This is a genomic window from Streptococcus australis (assembly GCF_901543175.1).
Classification (GTDB): domain Bacteria; phylum Bacillota; class Bacilli; order Lactobacillales; family Streptococcaceae; genus Streptococcus; species Streptococcus australis_A.
This window is the reverse complement of the sequence record NZ_LR594040.1, coordinates 1,271,608-1,295,067: the sequence shown is the minus strand read 5'-3', so window position 1 is coordinate 1,295,067 and position 23,460 is coordinate 1,271,608. Positions and strand designations below refer to the sequence as shown.

The window sequence follows — 23,460 nt, the reverse complement described above, 5'->3', positions numbered from 1 at the left end:
ATTCTAGTTGCTTATTTGCTTGTCTAGTAGTATACTAAGTTTATACGAATAGAAAGCGGTAACAAATCATGAAAATGTCTACTTTTTTCAAAAAAAGTTACTGGCCAACCTTTTTAATTGTTAACGAAACAATTATACTATTTCATTTAAAGGATGGTTTGGATCGGCAATATCTAACAACGGATTCCATATATTTGGTGATAGGTTACTTTATATTTGCAAATGTTTTCATAGCTATCTTTAGCAATTCAAAAACTTGGAATAAAAGTTGGGATAAAAAGAAAAATGGCAGTAAGCAAAAATATATCCTGAAAAAGTAATCAGGGATGTAGGGAATGATTCCCAGTTGACGCAAACTAAAAAAAACGATATAATAAGGGAGTTGAGAATTGATTTTCAGTCATCTTAGTCCAGAGAAATGGCGGTGCTGCGAGCCATCTAAGGTAGGAAGTCATGCTACTCAATCACACAATTGCATAAGAATAAGAGAATGACAAGTTCATTGAATGAAGGTGGTACCGCGGTTTTTCGCCCTTCGTGATGTGAGCTTGTCTTTTGATTTTTGGAGGTGTTTATGAAGACATTTCTCGTGAAACAAAAGTTTCGTCTTGGAGGCGAACGCTTTGATATCAAGGATGATAGAGGAGTAGTGAACTATCAGGTGGAGGGATCTTTTTTCCAAATTCCTAAGACCTTTACCATCTATGACGCCTATGGTGAGCAAGTCAGTGAGATTAGTAAAGAATTTTTCACCTTGCTTCCTCGCTTTAACATTCAGCTACGGGACGGGTCAAATTTCGTCATTCGTAAGAAGTTGACCTTCTGGCGAGATAAGTATGAGTTTGATGATCTAGGGCTTCGTATCGAGGGCAATATCTGGGATTTGAATTTCAAATTGCTAGATGATCGTGATCAGCTTGTCGCCGAGATTCGGAAAGAAATTTTCCATCTGACCTCAACCTACACCGTAACCGTCTATGAAGATTCTTATGCAGACCTGGTCATTTCCCTCTGTGTCGCGATTGACTATGTGGAAATGTTGGAAAGCCAATCAAATTAATCAAGTAATAAGGAGATATTATGAAACAACTATCTAGTGCTCAAGTTCGCCAAATGTGGCTTGATTTCTGGGCAAGCAAAGGCCACTCTGTCGAACCATCAGTCAGCTTGGTTCCTGTAAACGACCCAACTCTTTTGTGGATTAACTCTGGTGTAGCAACCCTTAAGAAATACTTTGACGGGACCATTATCCCTGAAAATCCACGTATTACCAACGCGCAAAAAGCCATCCGTACTAACGATATTGAAAACGTAGGGAAGACTGCGCGTCACCATACTATGTTTGAAATGTTGGGGAACTTCTCTATCGGGGATTACTTCCGTGATGAGGCCATCACTTGGGCTTATGAACTTTTGACAAGTCCTGAATGGTTTGACTTTCCTGCTGAAAAACTCTACATGACCTACTATCCAGATGATAAAGATTCTTATAACCGCTGGATTGAAGTAGGAGTGGACCCAAGCCACTTGATCCCAATCGAAGACAACTTCTGGGAAATCGGTGCTGGACCTTCTGGACCTGATACAGAGATTTTCTTTGACCGCGGAGAAGCATTTGACCCAGAAAATATCGGTATTCGCCTGCTTGCAGAGGATATCGAAAACGACCGTTATATCGAAATCTGGAATATCGTTTTGTCACAATTTAACGCAGACCCTGCTGTTCCTCGTAGTGAGTACAAGGAATTGCCACATAAGAACATTGATACGGGCGCTGGTTTGGAGCGTTTGGTGGCAGTTATTCAAGGGGCTAAGACAAACTTTGAAACAGACCTCTTCATGCCAATCATTCGTGAAGTTGAGAAATTGTCTGGTAAGGTTTATGACCAAGATGGCGACAATATGAGCTTTAAGGTCATTGCGGACCATATTCGTTCTCTTTCATTTGCCATCGGTGATGGTGCCCTTCCTGGAAATGAAGGTCGTGGTTATGTCCTTCGTCGTCTTCTTCGTCGTGCTTCTATGCACGGTCAAAAATTGGGCATCAACGAGCCTTTCCTTTACAAACTGGTTCCAACTGTTGGAAAAATCATGGAAAGCTACTACCCAGAAGTGCTTGAGAAACGCGACTTTATCGAGAAAATCGTGAAGAGCGAGGAAGAGTCATTTGCCCGTACTCTTCACTCAGGTCAACACTTTGCCCAAGGCATCGTAGATGACTTGAAAGAAAAAGGTCAATCTGTCATCGCTGGTTCAGATGTCTTCAAACTCTATGATACATACGGATTTCCAGTTGAGTTGACAGAAGAAATCGCTGAAGAAGCTGGTATGACTGTCGACCGTGAAGGTTTTGAAGCAGCCATGAAAGAACAGCAAGAACGTGCGCGTGCGTCTGCTGTTAAGGGTGGCTCAATGGGAATGCAAAATGAAACCCTCCAAAACATTACAGTGGAAAGTGTCTTCAACTACAATGCTAGTCAATTGCCTTCTAAGTTGGTGGCTATCGTAGCCAACAATGCAGAAGTAGAAGCTGTTTCAGAAGGAACTGTCTCTCTCATCTTTGCAGAGACTCCATTCTACGCTGAAATGGGTGGACAAGTAGCTGACCATGGACAAATCTTGGATGCTGCAGGAAACGTCGTGGCTACTGTGACAGATGTTCAAAAAGCACCAAATGGACAACCATTGCATACAGTTGAAGTCCATGCTCCACTTGCTTTAAATACAGAATATACTCTGGCAATCGATACTAATCGCCGTCACCGTGTCATGAAGAACCACACAGCAACTCACTTGCTCCATGCTGCTCTTCACAATATTCTTGGCAGTCACGCAACCCAAGCAGGCTCTCTGAACGAAGTCGAATTCCTTCGCTTTGACTTCACACACTTCCAAGCAGTAACTCCTGAAGAATTGCGCGCCATTGAACAACAAGTCAATGAGAAGATTTGGGAAGCCATCGCAGTAGAAACTGTTGAGACAGATATTGATACGGCTAAAGAAATGGGAGCCATGGCCCTCTTTGGTGAGAAATACGGCAAAGAAGTCCGTGTCGTAACCATCGGTGACTACTCTATCGAGCTTTGTGGTGGTACCCACGTTGGCAACACTTCTGAAATTGGCCTCTTCAAGATCGTCAAAGAAGAAGGAATCGGATCAGGAACTCGCCGTATCTTGGCAGTGACTGGTAAGGAAGCCTTTGAAGCCTATCGCGAACAAGAAGACGCTCTTAAAGCCGTCGCAGCAACCTTGAAAGCACCTCAACTCAAGGAAGTACCTCACAAGGTTGAAGGACTTCAAGAGCAACTCCGTCAATTGCAAAAAGAAAATGCAGAATTGAAAGAAAAAGCCGCAGCCGCAGCCGCAGGCGATGTCTTCAAGGATGTGAAGGAAGTCAACGGACACCGTTACATTGCAAGCCAAGTTTCTGTATCAGATGCAGGTGCCCTTCGTACCTTTGCGGATAACTGGAAACAAAAAGACTACTCTGACCTGCTTGTCCTAGTTGCAGCTATCGGTGACAAAGTCAATATTCTTGTAGCTAGCAAGACCAAAGATATCCACGCAGGTAACTTGGTTAAAGAATTGGCTCCAATCGTCGATGGACGTGGTGGTGGAAAACCAGACATGGCCATGGCAGGAGGAAGCAACCAAGCGAAAATCCAAGACTTGCTGGATGCCGTAGCAGGTAAATTGTAATCAAGCAAAGATCTATCCATTTGGGTAGGTCTTTTTCTAAATATAAAAAAGCCAAATCTGACCGGATTTGGCTTGTAACTGATAGGTTTATTTTGCTGCCCAGACACTGACTGAACCCGCTGCTACTGGAAATTCTCCATAACCTTCAGCATTGATCGTAACTTGTGCTGGGTGATTTTCAAGGAGGTCAACAAAGGTCTGGTCAGCCCATTCTGGACCAACAAACATAGACTTGCTGTTTTCTTGGTCATTTGAAATCAAGACTGCGATTGGGGATTGATTTTCAGCGCCTGAACGGACCCATCCAATACAGTTGGCATCGTCAAAGTAGTCTGTTTGCTCTCCATAAGCCAAGTCTTTTCGGATGGCTAGGAGGCGGTCAAGAACTTCTCTGAAATCTTCTTGGGCATATTGCCCTGAAATGCCGTAATAGTCTCCATAAAACACACATGGAAGCCCATCTTGGCGTAATAGAATAAGGGCATAGGCTGCTGGTTTGAACCATTCTTCAACAGTAGACTCAAGGGCCTGTCCTCGTTGAGTATCATGGTTGTCAACGAAAGTGACAGCCTTGTCAGGCTTGAGTTGAACCAAGCTATCAGTAAAGATAGTACGAAGGTCGTAGCTTGCTCCAGCCTGACTAGCTTCAAAGAGGTTCTGGTGGAGGCGAACATCGACAAGGTCAAAGCGTTCTTCTGTCTTTTCAAGGTAGTCTAGATTGGCTTCCTTGTCTGGATTCCAAAATTCCCCAAAAACATAGAAATCTTGACCGTATTTTTCCTTCATATCACGGATGAAATTGCCCATAAAGAAGGAGTCGATGTGCTTAACGGCATCCAAACGGAAACCAGCTACACCAGTTGTTTCCATGAACCAGTCAGCCCAGTCATAGATGTTTTGGATGACTTCAGGGTGCTTAAAGTCCAGGTCAGCGTACATGAGATAGTCGTAGTTGCCGTTTTCGTTATCGACCAGTTCCTCATTTGCCCAACCTTTATTGTCTCCCTGGATCAGGTAAATGCCAGACTTACGGCGCTTGGCATCATAGTCTGTACCTGTGAAGTGGTACCAGTGCCAGTGGAAGTCATTGTAGGTATCCTGGCGACCATCGAAAGTAAAGTGGGTCCAGCCATTAATAGTAAAGGGCTCGCTTAGTTGAACGGTACGATCCTCAGGATCCACTTCAATAACCTGAAAGGCTTCCATATGATCTGCTGCAGCCTTGTGATTGAGAACGATGTCAGCCATTGGTTGGATTCCATGCTCCTTGAGTGTCTGAATCGTTTGGAGATAATCTTCCTTAAAACCATACTTGGTACGGACAGTCCCTTTTTGGTGAAATTCGCCTAGGTCAAAAAGATCATAAACACCATAGCCTACATCCTTTTCATTGGTCGCCTTAAAGGCAGGGGGCATCCAGACATGACTGATACCAAGATTTGCTAGGTGTTCAGCGTCATCTGCCAATCGCGTCCAGTGTTGTCCGTCGTGGGGCAGATACCACTCAAAGTATTGCATAAGTGTCTGATTTTGCATTGTTTTTCCTCTTGTTTATCAATGTTGTGTTTTATTCTACCATAAAGTTTAGCACTAGGCAAACGTTTGCGCAAGTTTCTATACTCATTTCTATAAATGTCTATTTTAGAGCTTGCTTACCTTCTCTCTATTGCTGGGAAAAAGGTTCTTAGAACAAAGAATAATATGATTAAACTTTTTTAACAAAAATGACACTTAGTAAACTAAAGTAAAAGTGGACAAACGGTTTCTTTTTTGAGAATTGTCACAAAATTTGCTATAATAGTAGCTATGAATAGAATTAGGGTCAGCAGACGTGTTGAAAAAAAGCTAGCTAAGGGTCTAGTTCTTTTGGAAGCGAGCGATTTGATAGATATTGATCTGACGGATCAGGAAGTAGAAGTTCTTAGTCAAGACGGGAAGTTTTTAGGGAGTGCCTATCTTTCTCAGCAGAACAAGGGCATTGGCTGGTTTATCAGCAAGGAAAAGGTTGGTTTCAACCAAGCCTTCTTTGAAACTCTGTTTCGTATGGCCAAGGAAGCTAGAAAGCCGTATTATCAGGATGACTTGACCACTGCCTTTCGCCTTTTTAACCAAGAGGGGGATGGTTTTGGTGGTCTGAATATTGATCTCTACGAAGATTATGTGGTTTTTTCTTGGTACAACTCCTTTGTTTACCAGATTCGTGAGCTGATAGTAAAGGCTTTTAAGGAAGTTTTTCCTGAGGTCTTGGGGGCTTATGAAAAGATTCGTTTTAAAGGTCTAAACTACGAGTCTGCTCATGTCTATGGTGAAAAAGCGCCAGACTACTTTACTGTTCTTGAGAATGGCGTACTTTATCAAGTCTTTATGAATGATGGCTTGATGACAGGTATTTTCCTGGATCAACACGAGGTTCGTGGGAGTTTGGTAGATGGTTTAGCCATGGGTAAATCCTTGCTCAATATGTTTTCCTATACGGCTGCCTTTTCAGTTGCTGCAGCTATGGGAGGCGCGAGTGAGACGACTTCTGTCGACTTGGCCAAACGGTCTAGAGAGCTGTCAGAAGCTCATTTTCAGGCAAATGGACTCAGCACGGACAATCACCGTTTTATCGTCATGGATGTCTTTGAGTACTTCAAGTATGCCAAGCGAAAAGATTTGACCTACGATGTGATTGTCCTAGATCCGCCGAGCTTTGCTCGCAATAAAAAACAAACTTTTTCTGTAGCTAAGGACTATCACAAGTTGATTTCCCAGAGTCTAGAGATCTTAAATCCGGGAGGCATTATCATTGCTAGTACCAATGCTGCCAATGTTTCCCGCCAGAAATTTACAGAACAAATTGATAAAGGTTTTGCAGGAAGAAAATATCAGATCTTAAACCAATATGGTCTTCCAGCAGACTTTGCCTATAATAAAAAAGATGAAAGCAGTAATTACCTCAAGGTGATTAGTATGAAGGTTAGTAGATGAAATTAATCGTTTCAGTAATGCCAAGAAGTTTAGAAGAAGCGCAAGAACTGGATGCCACTAGGTATGAAGATGCCGATATCATTGAGTGGCGTGCGGACTTTCTTACAAAGGACGCTATTTTACAGGTAGCGCCCGCTATCTTTGAGAAATTTGCAGGACGCGAACTTGTCTTTACCCTTCGGACTCGCGCTGAGGGAGGAGAAATCGAACTTTCCTCAGAAGAGTATGTTCAAATCATCAAGGAAGTTACTCAGCTCTATCAGCCGGATTATGTAGATTTTGAGTATTTCAGCTACAAGGACATTTTTGAGGAAATGTTGGATTTCCCAAATCTTGTTTTGAGTTACCATAATTTCCAAGAGACACCTGAAAACATGATGGAGATTTTGTCTGAGTTGACCAGTCTCTCTCCGAAAGTGGTCAAGGTATCAGTTATGGCCCATACGGAGCAGGATGTTTTAGACCTGATGAACTACACACGAGGATTTAAAACACTCAATCCTGAACAAGAGTACGTGACTATTTCTATGGGGAAAATGGGCAAGGTATCACGCATTACTTCAGATGTGACGGGTTCAAGTTGGTCATTTGCTAGTCTAGATGAAGCGAGTGCCCCTGGTCAGATTTCTCTATCAAACATGAAGAAAATCAGGGAGATTTTGGATGAAGCTTGATGGCTATACGCGTTTAGCTGCAGTTGTTGCAAAACCCATCAAACACTCTATTTCACCCTTCATCCATAATAGGGCCTTTGAGGCGACAGCTACCAATGGTGTCTATGTGGCTTGGGAGATTGAAGCGGGTGACTTGGCAGAAACAGTCGCCAATATTCGCCGTTATCAGATGTTTGGGATAAATCTTTCCATGCCTTACAAGGAGCAAGTGATTCCTTATTTGGATAAGTTGAGTGATGAGGCTCGTTTGATTGGGGCGGTCAACACAGTTGTTAATCAAGGCGGAACGTTAATTGGATATAATACAGATGGCAAGGGATTCTTTAAGAGCTTGCCTTCTTTTACAATTTCAGGCAAAAAGATGACCATGCTAGGAGCAGGTGGAGCAGCCAAGGCTATTTTGGCACAGGCTATTTTGGATGACGTCAGTCAGATTTCAGTCTTTGTTCGTTCAGCTTCGATAGAAAAAACAAGACCTTATCTAGACAAGTTACAGGAGCAAACAGGCTTTAAAGTGGACTTGTATGCTTTAGAAGATCTTTCTGTACTGCAATCAAGGATTGCCGATTCGCACTTACTAGTCAATGCCACTAGTGTGGGGATGGATGACCAGTCGTCACCAGTTCCGACAAGTATAGTCTTACCTGAAGATCTCTTGGTGGCCGATATCATTTACCAACCCTTTGAAACGCCATTTTTGAAATGGGCCAAAAGTCAGGGGAATCCAGCAATCAATGGCCTAGGAATGTTGCTCTATCAAGCCGCTGAAGCTTTTCAACTGTGGACAGGTAAAGAAATGCCGACTGAAGAGATTTGGCAGTCTTTAACAGAAAAATACCAATAATGAAAAGGAGACCCTACTATGAAAATCAGAATCGATATTCCGCATCATCCTTATGATATTCAGATTGAAAAAGGTTGTCTATCGCAAGCAGGTCAATGGTTGCGAGAACTCTGGCAACCGCAAAAAGTGGTTATCGTAACAGACAACCGCGTGGGCTCACTCTATGCAGAGAAGGTCAAGCTCAGCTTAGAAGATGCTGGTTTTCAGGTAGCTGTTTTTGACTTTTTAGAAGGTGAAGAAAGAAAGAATTTAACTACTGTTCAGAAGGTCTATGAATTTCTAGTCAAGCAAGGTCTGACTCGTAGCGATGGGATTGTGGCCCTTGGTGGTGGTGTCGTTGGGGACCTGGCTGGCTTTGTAGCTTCTACCTATATGCGTGGAATTCACTTTGTTCAGATTCCGACTAGTTTGACAGCCCAGGTAGATTCTTCTATCGGTGGTAAGACGGGTGTCAACACCCCTTTTGCTAAGAATATGGTGGGAACTTTTGCCCAACCTGATGGGGTTCTGATTGATCCGCTTGTCCTAGAAACGCTTGGAAAAAGAGAGTTGATTGAGGGGATGGGTGAGGTCATCAAGTATGGTTCGATTGAGGATGTGGAACTATGGGCTCTCTTGACGGAGTTAGATGGTTCTGTAGAAAGCATTTTGGAACATGCAGAGACTTTGATTGAACATTCTTGCCAAGTTAAGCGCAAGATGGTAGTAGAGGATGAGTTGGACAATGGTATCCGACTTTACCTCAATTTTGGGCACACCATTGGCCATGCCATAGAAGCAACGGCAGGTTATGGAAAAGTTATGCATGGAGAGGCTGTTGCCATGGGAATGGTGCAGATTTCCAAGGTTGCTGAGGAAAAAGGCCTTATGCCAGCTGGTATAACCCAGTCCATCACAGCTATGTGTCAGAAATTTGGCTTGCCAGTTGATTATGAAAACTGGGATATTGAAAAGCTTTATCAGGCTTTGACTCATGACAAGAAAGCGCGTGGGAACACCTTGAAATTGGTCTTGGTGCCAGAGCTTGGTTCGGCGACCATTCACCCTGTTTCCCTAGAAGAGATGAAAGACTACTTGGTAAAATAAGGAGAGCCTATGAGATATTTAACTGCAGGAGAATCACACGGACCCCGTCTGACAGCTATAATTGAAGGAATTCCAGCAGGTCTACCTTTAACTACAGAAGATATAAACGAAGATTTGAAACGTCGTCAAGGTGGATATGGTCGTGGTGGTCGTATGAAAATTGAGAGTGACCAGGTTGTCTTTACTTCGGGTGTTCGCCATGGGAAGACGACTGGGGCTCCTATTACCATGGATGTCGTCAATAAAGACCACCAAAAATGGCTGGATATCATGTCTGCTGAGGACATTGAAGACCGCCTTAAAAGCAAGCGAAAAATCACTCATCCTCGGCCAGGTCATGCCGATTTGGTTGGGGGCATCAAGTACCGTTTTAATGATTTGCGTAATTCCTTGGAGCGTTCATCAGCTCGTGAAACAACCATGCGAGTAGCAGTGGGAGCAGTAGCCAAACGTCTCTTGGCTGAACTGGATATGGAGATTGCTAATCATGTCGTGGTCTTTGGTGGTAAGGAAATCGATGTACCTGAAAATCTGACTGTTGCGGAGATTAAGGAACGAGCTGCCCAGTCTGAAGTTTCTATTGTTAATCAAGAACGGGAACAGGAAATCAAGGACTATATTGACCAAATCAAGCGTGACGGTGATACCATCGGTGGAGTTGTTGAGACAGTTGTCGGAGGTGTTCCAGTCGGCCTCGGTTCCTATGTTCAATGGGACAGAAAATTGGATGCGCGATTGGCTCAGGCAGTTGTATCTATCAATGCCTTTAAAGGGGTGGAATTTGGTCTTGGCTTTGAAGCTGGTTACCGTAAAGGCAGCCAAGTCATGGACGAAATTCTCTGGTCTAAAGAAGACGGCTATACCCGTCGTACCAATAATCTAGGAGGTTTTGAAGGTGGTATGACCAATGGGCAACCAATTGTTGTTCGTGGAGTAATGAAACCCATTCCTACTCTTTATAAGCCTCTTATGAGTGTGGATATCGAGACTCATGAACCCTACAAGGCAACGGTGGAGAGAAGTGATCCGACCGCTCTGCCAGCAGCTGGTGTTGTCATGGAGGCTGTTGTGGCAACAGTTTTGGCACAAGAAATCCTTGAAAAATTCTCATCTGACAATCTAGAGGAATTAAAAGAAGCGGTAGCTAAACACCGAGACTATACAAAGAACTATTAAGGAGTCCTTATGGCAAAAACCATCTATATCGCAGGTCTCGGTTTGATTGGTGCTTCGATGGCGCTCGGTATCAGGCGCGATCATCCGGATTATGAAATTTTGGGTTATAATCGCAGTCAGGCTTCGAGAGACATTGCCTTGGAGCGGGGGATGATTGACTGTGCGACGGATGATTTTGCCAGTTTCGCTCCCCTAGCAGATGTCATCATCTTGACCTTGCCAATCAAGCAGACCATTGCTTTTATTAAGGAGCTGGCAGATTTAGACTTGAAAGAAGGCGTCATTATCTCGGATGCTGGCTCGACCAAGTCAGCCATTGTGGATACAGCGGAGCAGTATTTGGCTGGCAAGCCTGTTCGCTTTGTTGGGGCCCATCCCATGGCTGGTAGCCACAAGACAGGAGCCGCCTCTGCAGATGTTAATCTCTTTGAAAATGCCTATTATATCTTCACACCTTCGAGCCTGACAAGTCCTGACACACTTGAGGAAATGAAGGACTTGCTTTCAGGCCTTCATGCTCGTTTTATCGAGATTGATGCCAAGGAGCATGATCGAGTAACTTCACAGATTAGCCATTTTCCCCATATCTTGGCATCAGGTCTCATGGAGCAGACGGCAGTTTATGCTCAAGAACATGAGATGGCAAGACGCTTTGCGGCGGGTGGTTTTCGAGATATGACTCGGATTGCGGAGAGTGAGCCGGGTATGTGGACTTCTATTCTCTTGTCCAATCGTGAGACCATTCTAGAGCGAATTGCGGATTTCAAGGAGCGCTTGGAAGCGATTGGTCAGGCCATCAGTGAGGGAGATGAAGAGCAAATCTGGAATTTCTTCAATCAAGCGCGTGCGCAACGGCAGGCTATGGAAATCCATAAGCGTGGTGGTGTGGATAGCTCTTACGACCTCTATGTCGACGTTCCCGATGAAGAAGATGTCATCTTGCGGATTTTGGAATTGCTACGGGGAACTTCCTTGGTCAACATTCACATCAACGAAGAAAACCGTGAGGATGTTCACGGGATTCTACAAATTTCCTTTAAAAATGCTCAGGATCTGGAACGAGCTGAGCGCTTAATTTCAGAAAATACGGACTACACAGTCGTCATCAAATAAGGAGAAAATCATGTCAAATATTTACGATAGTGCAAATGAACTCAGTCGCGGTCTACGCGAATTACCAGAATACAAGGCTGTCAAGGCAGCGAAAGATGCCATCCAAGCAGATGATCAAGCCAACAAGATTTTTGCAGACTACCTCGCTTTCCAGCAAGAAATCCAAGTCATGGCTCAAACTGGACAAATGCCAGATGCCTCTTTCCAAGAAAAGATGCAGTCTTTCAGCAAGCAAATCCAAGAGAACGCTCTTTTGTCAGATTTCTTTGCCAAACAGCAACAATTATCCATTTACCTTTCAGACATTGAAAAAATTGTCTTTGAACCTGTTTCAGAATTATTGAAATAGTATTTTATCTGTATAAAAGCCAGAAATTTCAGGAATTTCTGGCTTTTTTGTGATAAAATAAGAAAAAGTATTGCAAGTATGAGGTCCGCTATGAAACTAAAAACAAACATTCGCCACTTACATGGCAGTATCCGAGTTCCAGGTGATAAGTCCATCAGCCATCGTTCGATTATCTTTGGAAGTCTAGCTGAGGGTGAGACTAAGGTTTATGATATTTTGCGTGGTGAGGACGTGCTCTCGACTATGCAGGTTTTTCGTGACCTTGGTGTTGAAATTGAGGATAAAGACGGTGTGATTACTATTCAAGGCGTTGGCATGGATGGCCTTAAAGCTCCGCAACATGCTTTGGATATGGGGAATTCTGGGACCTCAATTCGTCTGATTTCAGGTGTACTTGCTGGTGCAGATTTTGAAGTTGAGATGTTTGGGGACGACAGTCTATCCAAACGTCCTATGGATCGTGTGACCCTTCCCTTGAAAAAAATGGGAGTCAGCATTTCTGGCCAAACAGAGCGAGACTTGCCCCCTCTTCACTTAAAAGGGACTAAAAACTTAACACCAATTCACTATGAGTTGCCAATAGCATCTGCCCAAGTCAAGTCAGCCTTGATATTTGCAGCCTTGCAGGCTCAAGGTCAGTCAGTCATTATTGAAAAAGAGTGTACTCGTAACCATACAGAAGACATGCTACAGCAATTTGGTGGCCATTTAAGTGTGAATGGTAAAACGATCACTGTCACAGGACCACAAAAACTGACTGGACAAAAGGTCATCGTTTCAGGAGACATTTCCAGTGCAGCCTTTTGGTTAGTTGCTGGTTTGATTGTTCCAGATTCTCGTGTGGTTCTGCAGAATGTGGGCATTAACGAAACCCGGACTGGTATCATTGATGTCATTCGCGCCATGGGTGGAAAACTAGAAATAACTGAAATCAATCCAGTCGCAAAATCTGCAACCTTAACTGTCGAGTCTTCTGATTTGAAAGGAACAGAAATTGGTGGAGCTTTGATTCCACGTTTGATTGATGAATTGCCCATTATTGCCCTTCTAGCGACGCAAGCCCAAGGTGTAACAGTTATTAAGGATGCTGAGGAACTCAAGGTCAAGGAAACCGATCGCATTCAGGTGGTGGCTGACGCCTTAAATAGTATGGGGGCTGAAATCACACCTAATACAGATGGAATGGTTATCAAAGGGAAATCATCCCTTCATGGTGCGAGAATCAATACCTTTGGTGACCATCGTATCGGAATGATGACTGCTATTGCGGCCCTCTTGGTTGCAGATGGAGAGGTGGAACTTGACCGTGCTGAAGCCATCAATACCAGTTATCCTAGCTTTTTTGAGGACTTGGAGACCTTGATTCATGGCTAAGGTATTACTCGGATTTATGGGGGCTGGGAAATCCACAATTGCTAGAGGCTTGGATCCAGACTACCTAGATATGGATGCCTTGCTCGAGGAGCGCTTAGGCATATCCATTGCAAATTTTTTCGCTGAAAAAGGAGAAGCGGCCTTTCGTCAGATAGAGTCAGATATTTTATCGGACTTACTAAAAACGGACCGAGTTGTGTCAACTGGTGGAGGAGTGGTTGTTTCTCAGAGAAATCGTGACTTGCTCAAACAAAATCCTGATAATATCTATCTGAAAGCTGATTTTGACACTCTCTATCAACGTATCGCAGCTGATAAGGACAATCAACGGCCACTTTTTCTCAACAACAGCAAGGAAGAGTTGCGAGAGATTTTTCAAGAAAGACAGGCTTGGTACGAGGAAGTAGCCAGTCGTGTTCTAGATGTGACCAAGCTAAGCCCAGAGGAAATTATAGAGGAACTGAGATGAGAATTGCCTACCTAGGTCCTAAGGGATCTTTTTCGCACCACGTCGTGCAGACTGCTTTTCCTGATGAGGAATTACAAGCCTTTGCCAACATTACAGATGTTATTAAGGCCTATGAGCAAGGTTTGGTGGACTATTCTGTGGTGCCAGTTGAAAACTCCATTGAGGGAAGTGTGCATGAAAGCTTGGACTATCTTTTTCATCAGGCGAACATTCAGGCTGTTGCAGAAATAGTACAACCCATTCATCAGCAACTGATGGCAGTTCCTGGTCATGCTAAGATTGAAAAAATTATTTCACACCCACAAGCTCTGGCTCAGGGAAAGAAATTCATAGAGGAGCATTATCCAGAAGCTCAGCTTGAAGTGACAGCAAGTACAGCCTATGCAGCCCGCTTTATCGCTGAACATCCAGACCAGCCTTTTGCAGCTATTGCCCCTAGAAACTCCGCTGCTGAGTATAGATTGGAATTGATAGCAGAAGATATCCAAGAAATGGAAGCCAATTTCACGCGTTTTTGGGTTTTAGGATCCGAGATTCCCACTATCCCTTTGCGATCACAAACTGAAAAAATGAGTTTGGCCTTAACCTTACCGGACAACCTTCCAGGTGCCCTCTACAAGGCTCTTTCAACCTTCGCTTGGCGAGGTATTGACTTAACCAAGATAGAAAGTCGTCCCCTCAAAACGGCACTAGGTGAGTACTTTTTCATCATCGATGTGGATTATAGTGTAAAAGAGCTGGTTCATTTTGCCAGACAAGAACTTGAAACAATTGGGATCCAGTACAAGATACTGGGAACCTACCCTATTTTCACTATTAGGGATTTAGGAAAGGAGAGCCTATGAGTAAAAACAGCCCTTTAAGTCATCATGAGCAGTTACGCTATGACTATCTTTTTAAGAATATTCACTACCTAAATGACAGAGAAAAGAGAGAATTTGACTATCTGAAAAGAAAAATGGATGGCGAATCTAACTCTAATGAACAGGAAGAAAATCGAGGGACGGATCTTGGGATTCCACAATATTCCAACCAAAGTCGCTCGAATAGACATCAGAAAATTCCCTCTCTTCCAAAAGTGAAAAAGAAGAAACCAAGAAGATTTTTTAAACGACTTCTAATTTGGCTTTTATTGCTAATAACCTGTGTAGCTGCAGGCATGATTTTTATGTTTCTTCGAGGTTTCCAGTCCACAAATTCTGCCAAAAATCCTTCCAATGCACGGGCAGCTCAGGTTGAAGTTTTTAATGGTCAAGACACGAGAGATGGAGTCAATATCTTGATTCTGGGGACAGATGGACGGATTGGCCAAAACAGTGCTGAGACGCGAACGGATTCCATCATGGTTTTGAATGTAAGTGGTTCAGACAAAAAAATCAAACTGGTCAGTTTCATGCGGGACAATCTGGTTTATATAGATGGTTATAGTCAGGTTTTAGGAGGTAAAAATCAGAAAGATCATAAGTTAAATCTTGCTTATGAACTAGGTGAGCAGGACAATAAAAAAGGAGCTGAGTTGGTTCGTAAGGTCTTGAAGGATAACTTTGATCTGGACATAAAATATTACGCACTAGTAGACTTTCAAGCCTTTGCAACTGCGATTGACACTCTTTTCCCTGACGGAGTGACCATCGATGCTCAATTTTCAACTCTGAATGGTCAACCTCTGACAGAAGCTACAGTTGGAGATGACCTTCATGCGACAGAAACGGAATCACCAACTCAAACGATTCGTGCTGGCAAACAACAAATGAATGGCTCAACCTTACTTAACTATGCCCGCTTCCGTGATGATGATGAGGGAGACTATGGACGTACACGAAGACAGCAACAGGTCATGACAGCTATTCTTCAACAAATCAAGGACCCAACCAAACTCTTTACAGGTTCAGAGGCGCTTGGAAAGGTCTTTGGAATGACTTCAACCAATTTACCGTATAGCTTCTTGTTGACCAATGGTTTGTCAGTTATCGAAGGCGCACAGAATGGTATTGAAAAACTCACAGTGCCAGAACTTGGTGATTGGGTAGACGCTTATGATGTCTACGGAGGACAGGGTCTACTTGTCGACCAAAACAAATATCAGACTAAACTCGCTCAGATGGGCTTGAGATAACAGAAGATAAATAAAAATCAAAGCTTTATTTACTAGTAAAAAGAGTGGATTGAGCTTTGATTTTTTACGGTATCTGATGGATTTTTAAGGCTTTTTTATGGTATAATAAAACGATATAACTCGTTATTGGACAGAAGAGGAGAGACATGAGTGATTTGAAAGCGATTCAGGCTCGTAGTCTGGAAATGGCTGAATATTTCGTCGCATTTTGTAAAGAACATGACTTGTTGTGCTATCTCTGTGGTGGAGGGGCTATTGGTGCCCTTCGCAACAAGGGCTTCATTCCTTGGGATGATGATCTAGATTTTTTCATGCCTCGCAAGGACTATGAAAAATTAGTTGAATTATGGCCTCGTTATGCAGATGAGCGGTATTTTTTGTCAAAGAGTCACAAGGATTTTGTCGATCGGAACCTTTTTATTACTATTCGTGATAGGGAAACAACTTGTATCAAGCCTTATCAGAAGGATTTAGATTTGCCACACGGTTTGGCTTTGGATGTTTTACCTTTAGATTACTATCCTAAAAATCCAGCTGAGCGTAAGAAACAAGTCCGCTGGGCCTTGATCTATTCACTCTTTTGCGCCCAAACTGTCCCAGAAAAGCATGGTGCAGTCATGAAATGTGGAAGTCGCATTTTACTCGGTTTGACGCCAAAATCTCTACGTTATCGCATTTGGAAAAAAGCTGAGAAAGAAATGACCAAGTACAGTCTAGCTGAGAGTGATGGAATCACGGAATTATGCTCAGGTCCTGGCTACATGCGAAACAAGTACTCAATCGCATCCTTTGAAGATAATCTCTTCTTGCCATTTGAAGGAACCGAGATGCCCATCCCAGTCGGTTATGATGCCTATCTCAGCACTGCTTTTGGGGATTATATGACACCACCACCAGCAGATAAGCAAGTACCGCATCATGATGCTATTATAGCAGACATGGACAAGAGTTACACAGAGTATAAGGGAGAATACGGAGCATGATGGGAGAAAAAATTAGCGTTATCGTTCCAGTCTACAATGTAGAAGCTTATCTGGAGAGATGTGTGGAGTCGATTCTTCAACAAACTTATGCCAATTTTGAACTAATCCTAATAAACGATGGATCAACAGATTCAAGTGCAGATATCTGTGACAATTTAGCCTCTCGGCATGAGAATGTCAAGGTTCATCATCTTGAAAATGCTGGAGTCTCAAATGCGAGAAATACGGGAATCAAGCTGGCGACTGGTGCTTGGATTACCTTTATTGATAGCGATGATTTCGTTAGTAAAGATTATCTGGAAATCTTGATTGGTGCAGTTGATGATGATGAGTCCGTAGGATTTACAATCGCTTCTTTGCACCATATTAAAAATGGAATCATAACAGATTTACCTCCGTATTCTAGAAAAAAGGAAATCTGGTCAACAGAAGAAACCATGAAGGAGTTACTGATAACTACGAAAACATCATTTTTTCCTGTCGCAAAACTGTTTAAGAGAGACCTGCTAGCGGATGAAAAATTTAATACAAGCTATCATCTAGCTGAAGATGCCTTGTTTTTGACAGAATTGTTGTTAAAGACAAGATGCAGTAGCGTATTTATTGACAAACCAATTTATTATTATGATCATCGTGAGGGAAGTGCGACAACATCTGTTAATCAGCATGTATTTGATACGATAGAAGTTTATCAGAAGATTATAGATCAAGTATCACAAGCTTTTCCTAATTTAAAATACGAATTGAAAAATAGAGAATGTTGGTCGTACATCACAGTTTACGATAAAATTATCTTTACCTCATCTGAACAGTATCAAAAGGAGAAAGTCGAATTAAGGACTTGGATCATTCAGCATAGACGCGAAATATGGAAGGATGCATACTTTACTAGATTTCGTAAGATAGCTATCTTGTCACTTGTATTTTCTCCATGGCTATATAAGAAAATTGTTGGATTAAAAAACTAATATCATGAGAAGGAGTTGAAAATGAATTTTTCAAAAATGGATGAATACTTTGAAAAATCAAAACTATGGATTGCATATCTGTTTGTTTTTATTTCGATTTTAAGTATGAGTTCACTAGTTTATAAGGTAGCAAATCCCCTTTATAAAGGCTTATCAGCAGTTGTAGTGCTTTATATTTGCTACACCTTATTGTTTAAGTGGAAAGAAATCACAGTAGATCGCAAATTTCTATCCTTATTCGGACTCTTAGCTGGAAGCCATCTGCTATCTGCTATTTTCAATCGCTCTGGACATTTGATTGGGAATGTGACTGAAATTCTCTTCATGGTAACCTATGTTTTATTATTTACCATGTTACAATCGGGTCAACTCAAAAAATTATTTGACTGGATTGCCTATACAGTTCAAATCATTTCTTTCTCTTCCGCAATCTTTGCATTTGGTTTATTAGTAAGTAGAGTCCTTATCCTATTTAAGATTGGAGAGCAATCTTATTACTATGGTGTCATGAATGGACGTCTGTGGGGGATTGTCAATCCTAATGCTAGTGCGATTTTTTCATACATTAGTATTATTTTGGCTATGTATTTAATCCAAAAAGGAAGTAAATACTCCGTTTATCTAAAAATAAACAATGTGATTCAATTGGTTTGCTTTGCAACTATGCAAAGCCGAGGAGCTTCACTTTCTTTGCTCCTCATGATTGGACTCTATAGTTTCTTTGCTACAAGAGGGAGTATCGTTAAACGATTCCTCACTTTTATTGTTGCTGGTTTACTGGTTGCTGCAACCAATATTGGATTGAGTTATGCAACTTCAATTTATATCTCATCTGAAACTGCGACTGTTTTTGACTTAAACAAAGGACAGTCCTACGCTGAGACTGATTCGTCTGTTATCAAGAAGAATGGTGAACTCCATCTAATTGAAACAACACCAAGTGGTAGGACCTATATTTGGAAAAATGCCATCAAGATGGGAAGTGCAAAACCAATTTTTGGTTATGGTGTACGAAATGTTCCAGATTACTACACAGAATATTTCAGTAAATTTGTGATTCAAAATTCTCTCATTGGAGGGAACTTCCATAACATTTTTGTCACTATATTTGTTAGTTCTGGTATCCTAGGATTATTATCTTTCGTTCTTATATTGGGATATGTAATCAAGCGCTTTTTAACTTATTTGATTGTTTCCAAAAAAAATACTGACAAATTGATTATGATTCTCTTCTTCGGTATCTTGTTTGGTCAATTATTTGAAAGTCAGATTATGTATTCGACCAACTTTATTAATATCATCTTTTGGTTAGCGATTGGCTATGGGCTCGTAGTCTGCAAACGGGATGAAGAAGTTCGGTACCAAGAAGTAACAGATATCGGTGAAATTCAACAAATGGAACTTGGAATCATGGAGTATATTCATGAAGTTTGTCAGAAAATTGGGGTCAAGTATTTCTTAGCATATGGAAGTCTAATTGGTGCTGTTCGCCATAAAGGTTTCATTCCTTGGGATGATGACATGGATATCTGCATGCTAAGAGAAGATTATGAGAAACTACAAGATTACCTCATCGCTCATCCAGATGAACGTTATGAGGTCATGTCTTATAAAACTAATCTCAACTACGTCTATCCCTTCATGAAAGTGCAGGATAACCATACCTACTTGCTAGAAGAGGATGTTCGAATCGATTCCAATATGGGAATCTATGTAGATATTTTCCCTGTGGATGGTTATGAAGATGACGCAGATTTTAAAAATAAGATGACGAAACTGATAAAGAAACGTCAATTGAGTTGTTATACTTTTAAAGGAATTACAAACACAAAAAGTCTACTGAATTCTTTGATTCGTTATATTTCTGTTGTCATTTTCTATTTTACAAATACGAATAAGTATGTTGAGCAAATTGATGAGCTTGCTAAATCTAGAGCAGTTGCTGACTACGAGCAAGTTGATTATTTGATTTACAAGGATATGAATAAGCCAGTTTGGAAACGCGAGTGGTTGGAACAAGTGATTGTGGGAACGTTTGAAGGCAAGGAATTTATGATTCCAAAACACTACCATGAAATTTTGACCTCGGACTATGGAGAGTACATGCAATTGCCCCCTCTTGAACAAAGAGTATCTCACCATGATTTTAAACTGTGGAAAATCACTAAAAATTCTAAGTAAGCAAATCGCAGTTAAAAATCGTTTAAAGAATTAGTCGAAATTAGGAGAATAGAAAGTATGTCTGAGAGAGTTTTAAGTCTTGAAGAAATAAAACAAGTGGAGTTGGATATTTTAAAGTATCTACATGAACTATGTGAAAAGCATCAGATTAAATATTTTATTGATTTTGGAACCTTACTAGGAGCTGTCCGCCATAAAGGATTTATCCCTTGGGATGATGATACAGATATTTCTTTAGCGCGTGATGAATTTGAAAAACTGTATAAGGTTTTAAAAAATGAGAATCATCCCTACTACAAATTGATTTCATTTAGGGAGACAAAAGGCTATCCTTACAGTTATATGCGTGTCCATGATATTAGAACACGTAGAGATGCCAATCTTCTGGATCCGACAGTCGTATTGGGAACTTGTGTTGACATTTTTCCATACGATGGTGTCGTGACGGAGGAAAGTGATTGTAAGAAAATGAAGCTCTATAAACATTTTGTCCGCCTTTCATCTTTGAATTTCAAAGGAATTAAATCAGAAAATGGGGGGCTAAAAAATCTGCCTCGCTATATTGGATCAGCTATTTTTCGTCTAAGCTCTCCACAAACTTGGAATCAAAAATTAGAGAATCTTGCTTTGAAATATAGTGTAAATCAAGCTACAGATCTTACCTGTACGATATTTGATCCAAGCTTTCCAGAGGGAATCAAAAAAGAATGGCTCTATGATTTGATTGATATGCCATACGAAAACATCGTAGTGAAGGCTCCGAGAAAATACCATGAAATTCTTGCCTATGAATTTGGAGCAGATTATATGACTCCACCACCTGTTGAACAACAGGTTCCAGGAACTGATAAGAATTATTGGATTGATTAGTAAGAGATTGTTTTCATCGAAAAAGGAGTGTTCAAGATGAAGAATAAAAAATTAGTTAAATCAGTCAGTTATAGTTTATTTGCTTTCCTTTTTGTGTTGGTTGGTTTATCGCAACAAGTTGATGCGAACATCATTACCGCTGGTTCGGGTAATCGTATCCATTTCATTAACACCAAGGCCAAGTCAGGAAGTGATGCCATCCTTCTAGAAAGTAATGGTCATTATGCCTTGATTGATATGGGGGAAGACTATGACTTTCCTGATGGGAGTGATCCACGCTATCCAAGTCGTTGGGGAATTTCCATGAAAAATTATCAAGTCTTGGAGGACCGTTTGATTCGCCATCTTGACCAAGTTGGAGTTAAAAAATTAGATTTTATTTTGGGAACCCATGTACATAGTGACCATATCGGCGGAGCAGATGAAATACTCAATCGTTACCAGGTTGATAAGTTTTATCTGAAAAAATATTCAGATGATCGGATCACCTCACACTGGGGACTCTGGGATAATCTTTTCAATTATGATAATGCTTTGAGAACTGCACACAAACGAGGAGTTACTCTTATTCAGAATATTACAGACGAGGATAGTCACTTTAAATTAGGTGATATGGATATCCAACTCTATAATTATAAAAATGAATATGATGCTGATGGTAACTTGAAAAAAGTTCGAGATGATAACTCAAACTCAATCGTTTCAGTGGTGACTGTGGCAGGAAAGAGAATCTACCTTGGTGGAGATTTGGATAATGCCGAAGGAGCGGAAGATAAGTTAGGCCCAGTTATCGGCAAGGTTGATATGATGAAATGGAATCATCATTATGATGCGACAATTTCAAATACGATTAATTTTCTTGAAAACCTATCTCCAAAGATGATTATTCAGACAACTGGTGGTGATATTAATGTTGCTTCAACCAGAGAATATCTCCAAAAGAAAAATATTCAAGTTCTCAGAGCTTCTAGTCAAACTCAAGATGCTACCGTTTTTGATATTAGTGATAGCGGATTTGCCAATGTTTCTAATCTCTTCCCGGACATCCCTGTAGTTGACGAAAAATGGTATCAAGAAGGTGGCTACTGGAAATATCGTTTAAGTGATGGAGAAATGGCTATCGGTTGGAAAGAGATTGGCGGAGCCATTTACTTCTTTAATGGAAAAGGACAGATGCAGGCAGGACGCTGGCTTCACCTTAATGACGATTGGGGAGAAAATGCCAAGGGAAATGACTACTATTTGAACCCAAATGGTAAAATGCAAACAGGCGGTTGGTTCAAGCTGGATGGTTCTTGGTATTATATCCAATCAAATGGCGCTAGACGATTTAGTGAGCTTTCTGAAATTGGAGGGAAGAAATATCTCTTTGCAGAAGATGGTAAGATGCTAACAGGATATCAAGTCTTTAATGGCAAGAAAATGTTCTTTAGCGAAAGTGGTGCACTCCAAACAGCAGGTAAACCTTTAACTTGGCAAAAGATTGATTCAGATTGGTATTTCTATGATGAGGATGGGCTAAAGACCATTGGTAAAAAGAATATCAATGGAAGCACATACTACTTTAATCAAGAAGGTGTGATGCAAACCGGTTGGGCCTTTGTTGATGGTCACTGGAACTATTTTGCAAGTTCAGGATCTATGAAAACAGGCTGGATCAAGGATCAGGATACTTGGTATTATCTGGATAAAGATGGTATCATGCTCACTGGAAAACAAGAAATCAACAGTATTCGTTACTACTTGAACGCTAGTGGTGCTATGCAAACGGGTTGGAAATGGCTAGAGAACAATTGGTATTACTATGCGAACTCAGGAGCTATGAAAACAGGCTGGATTAAGGATAATGAGAAATGGTATTATCTAGATCAAGATGGTATTATGCAGACTGGAAAACAAGAAATCAATGGTACGCGTTACTATTTGAATACCAGCGGTGCCATGCAAACAGGCTGGCAGTGGCTTGATAAACACTGGCATTACTATGCTGACTCAGGAGCTATGAAAACTGGTTGGTTGAAGGATCAAGGAACATGGTATTATCTTGAAGATCAGGAAGGTATCATGCTGGTCGGTTTCCAACAAGTAGATGGTAAGCAGTATTACTTTAGTGCATCAGGAGCTATGCAAACAGGCTGGAAATGGTTTGATAATCATTATCGTTACTTTGAAGCAAATGGAGCTATGAAAACAGGTTGGATAAAGGATAAAGGAATCTGGTATTATCTCAATCCTGAAGATGGCATCATGTTGGTTGGCCTTCATAAAGTAAATGGTGATCATTATTACTTTGATGAATCAGGAGCTATGCAGACCGGTTGGAAACGAATTGACGGTAATTGGTACTATTTCCAAACAGATGGTTCCTTGTTGAAAAATGCAACTACGCCTGATGGTTATAAGGTAAACGAGGAGGGCATTTGGAGACAGGCTGTTGCTGCTGTAAATGGCGAAGCAGATCAGTCAGAAAAGAAGCAAGAAGCTAATTCCTCTATTGCTGAACAGCCAAAACAAGATTCAAATCTAGAAGCGAATGCTTCTGACAAGAAAGAAAAAGAATAAAAGAAACCCCCTACTTGTGTATCAGT

At 41.4% G+C, this 23,460-nt stretch carries 20 protein-coding genes; 19 read left to right on the top strand and 1 reads right to left on the bottom strand.

Annotated features, from left to right (window positions below; genetic code table 11):
* Window positions 1–68: 68 nt before the first annotated feature.
* The 3 genes from FGK98_RS06500 to alaS all read left to right on the top strand — a co-directional run bounded on the left by FGK98_RS06500 (window position 69) and on the right by alaS (window position 3,699).
* A complete protein-coding gene (locus tag FGK98_RS06500; RefSeq protein WP_138100541.1) occupies window positions 69–320 on the top strand; it encodes a hypothetical protein in 252 nt (83 codons plus the stop codon).
* A 254-nt stretch (window positions 321–574) separates the two neighbouring features.
* Window positions 575–1,060: an LURP-one-related/scramblase family protein gene (locus FGK98_RS06495; protein WP_138100540.1), complete on the top strand. Its 486-nt coding sequence runs from the start codon at window positions 575–577 to the stop codon at window positions 1,058–1,060.
* A gap of 20 nt (window positions 1,061–1,080) precedes the next feature.
* Window positions 1,081–3,699: an alanine--tRNA ligase gene (alaS, locus tag FGK98_RS06490; protein ID WP_138100539.1), complete on the top strand. Its 2,619-nt coding sequence runs from the start codon at window positions 1,081–1,083 to the stop codon at window positions 3,697–3,699.
* An 87-nt stretch (window positions 3,700–3,786) separates the two neighbouring features.
* On the opposite strand, the gene FGK98_RS06485 is transcribed toward alaS, so the two are convergent.
* A complete protein-coding gene (locus FGK98_RS06485; RefSeq protein WP_138100538.1) occupies window positions 3,787–5,235 on the bottom strand; it encodes an alpha-amylase in 1,449 nt (482 codons plus the stop codon).
* Window positions 5,236–5,505: 270 nt separating this feature from the next.
* Here FGK98_RS06485 and FGK98_RS06480 point away from each other — a divergent pair, with 270 nt between their 5' ends.
* The 16 genes from FGK98_RS06480 (at window position 5,506) to FGK98_RS06400 (ending at window position 23,434) form a co-directional block, all read left to right on the top strand.
* Window positions 5,506–6,669, top strand: coding sequence for a class I SAM-dependent rRNA methyltransferase (locus FGK98_RS06480; RefSeq protein WP_171011124.1), 1,164 nt, complete (start codon window positions 5,506–5,508; stop codon window positions 6,667–6,669).
* Window positions 6,666–7,343 (top strand): type I 3-dehydroquinate dehydratase, encoded by a 678-nt coding sequence (gene aroD / locus FGK98_RS06475; protein WP_138100537.1) that lies wholly within the window; start codon window positions 6,666–6,668, stop codon window positions 7,341–7,343. Before FGK98_RS06480 ends, aroD begins: the two co-directional genes overlap by 4 nt.
* On the top strand, window positions 7,333–8,187 hold the full coding sequence (locus FGK98_RS06470) for a shikimate dehydrogenase (RefSeq protein ID WP_138100536.1): 855 nt from the start codon (window positions 7,333–7,335) through the stop codon (window positions 8,185–8,187). Before aroD ends, FGK98_RS06470 begins: the two co-directional genes overlap by 11 nt.
* An 18-nt stretch (window positions 8,188–8,205) precedes the next feature.
* Window positions 8,206–9,273 (top strand): 3-dehydroquinate synthase, encoded by a 1,068-nt coding sequence (aroB, locus tag FGK98_RS06465; RefSeq protein WP_138100535.1) that lies wholly within the window; start codon window positions 8,206–8,208, stop codon window positions 9,271–9,273.
* Window positions 9,274–9,282: 9 nt separating this feature from the next.
* Complete coding sequence (gene aroC / locus FGK98_RS06460) at window positions 9,283–10,449, top strand: chorismate synthase (protein WP_138100534.1); 1,167 nt, start codon at window positions 9,283–9,285, stop codon at window positions 10,447–10,449.
* Window positions 10,450–10,458: 9 nt separating this feature from the next.
* A complete protein-coding gene (locus tag FGK98_RS06455) occupies window positions 10,459–11,562 on the top strand; it encodes a prephenate dehydrogenase (protein WP_138100533.1) in 1,104 nt (367 codons plus the stop codon).
* Window positions 11,563–11,572: 10 nt separating this feature from the next.
* Complete coding sequence (locus tag FGK98_RS06450; protein ID WP_138100532.1) at window positions 11,573–11,911, top strand: YlbF/YmcA family competence regulator; 339 nt, start codon at window positions 11,573–11,575, stop codon at window positions 11,909–11,911.
* Between the two features lie 90 nt (window positions 11,912–12,001).
* Window positions 12,002–13,285: a 3-phosphoshikimate 1-carboxyvinyltransferase gene (gene aroA, locus FGK98_RS06440; protein ID WP_138100531.1), complete on the top strand. Its 1,284-nt coding sequence runs from the start codon at window positions 12,002–12,004 to the stop codon at window positions 13,283–13,285.
* Window positions 13,278–13,754 (top strand): shikimate kinase, encoded by a 477-nt coding sequence (locus tag FGK98_RS06435; RefSeq protein WP_138100530.1) that lies wholly within the window; start codon window positions 13,278–13,280, stop codon window positions 13,752–13,754. The genes aroA and FGK98_RS06435 overlap by 8 nt, the downstream gene beginning before the upstream one ends.
* Window positions 13,751–14,599, top strand: a complete 849-nt coding sequence (gene pheA, locus FGK98_RS06430) for a prephenate dehydratase (RefSeq protein ID WP_138100529.1) — start codon at window positions 13,751–13,753, stop codon at window positions 14,597–14,599. The genes FGK98_RS06435 and pheA overlap by 4 nt, the downstream gene beginning before the upstream one ends.
* On the top strand, window positions 14,596–15,870 hold the full coding sequence (locus FGK98_RS06425; RefSeq protein WP_138100528.1) for an LCP family protein: 1,275 nt from the start codon (window positions 14,596–14,598) through the stop codon (window positions 15,868–15,870). Before pheA ends, FGK98_RS06425 begins: the two co-directional genes overlap by 4 nt.
* A 146-nt stretch (window positions 15,871–16,016) precedes the next feature.
* Complete coding sequence (locus tag FGK98_RS06420) at window positions 16,017–16,853, top strand: LicD family protein (RefSeq protein ID WP_138100527.1); 837 nt, start codon at window positions 16,017–16,019, stop codon at window positions 16,851–16,853.
* The gene (locus FGK98_RS06415; protein ID WP_138100526.1) at window positions 16,850–17,821 is read left to right on the top strand and encodes a glycosyltransferase family 2 protein; all 972 of its coding nucleotides are present in this window, start codon (window positions 16,850–16,852) and stop codon (window positions 17,819–17,821) included. The genes FGK98_RS06420 and FGK98_RS06415 overlap by 4 nt, the downstream gene beginning before the upstream one ends.
* A 21-nt stretch (window positions 17,822–17,842) precedes the next feature.
* Entirely contained in the window at window positions 17,843–20,002 is a 2,160-nt protein-coding gene (locus FGK98_RS06410; protein ID WP_138100525.1) for a LicD family protein, read from the top strand.
* 57 nt (window positions 20,003–20,059) lie between these two features.
* Window positions 20,060–20,872: a LicD family protein gene (locus FGK98_RS06405; RefSeq protein WP_138100524.1), complete on the top strand. Its 813-nt coding sequence runs from the start codon at window positions 20,060–20,062 to the stop codon at window positions 20,870–20,872.
* Window positions 20,873–20,908: 36 nt separating this feature from the next.
* On the top strand, window positions 20,909–23,434 hold the full coding sequence (locus tag FGK98_RS06400) for an MBL fold metallo-hydrolase (RefSeq protein ID WP_138100523.1): 2,526 nt from the start codon (window positions 20,909–20,911) through the stop codon (window positions 23,432–23,434).
* The last annotated feature ends 26 nt before the right edge of the window (window positions 23,435–23,460 follow it).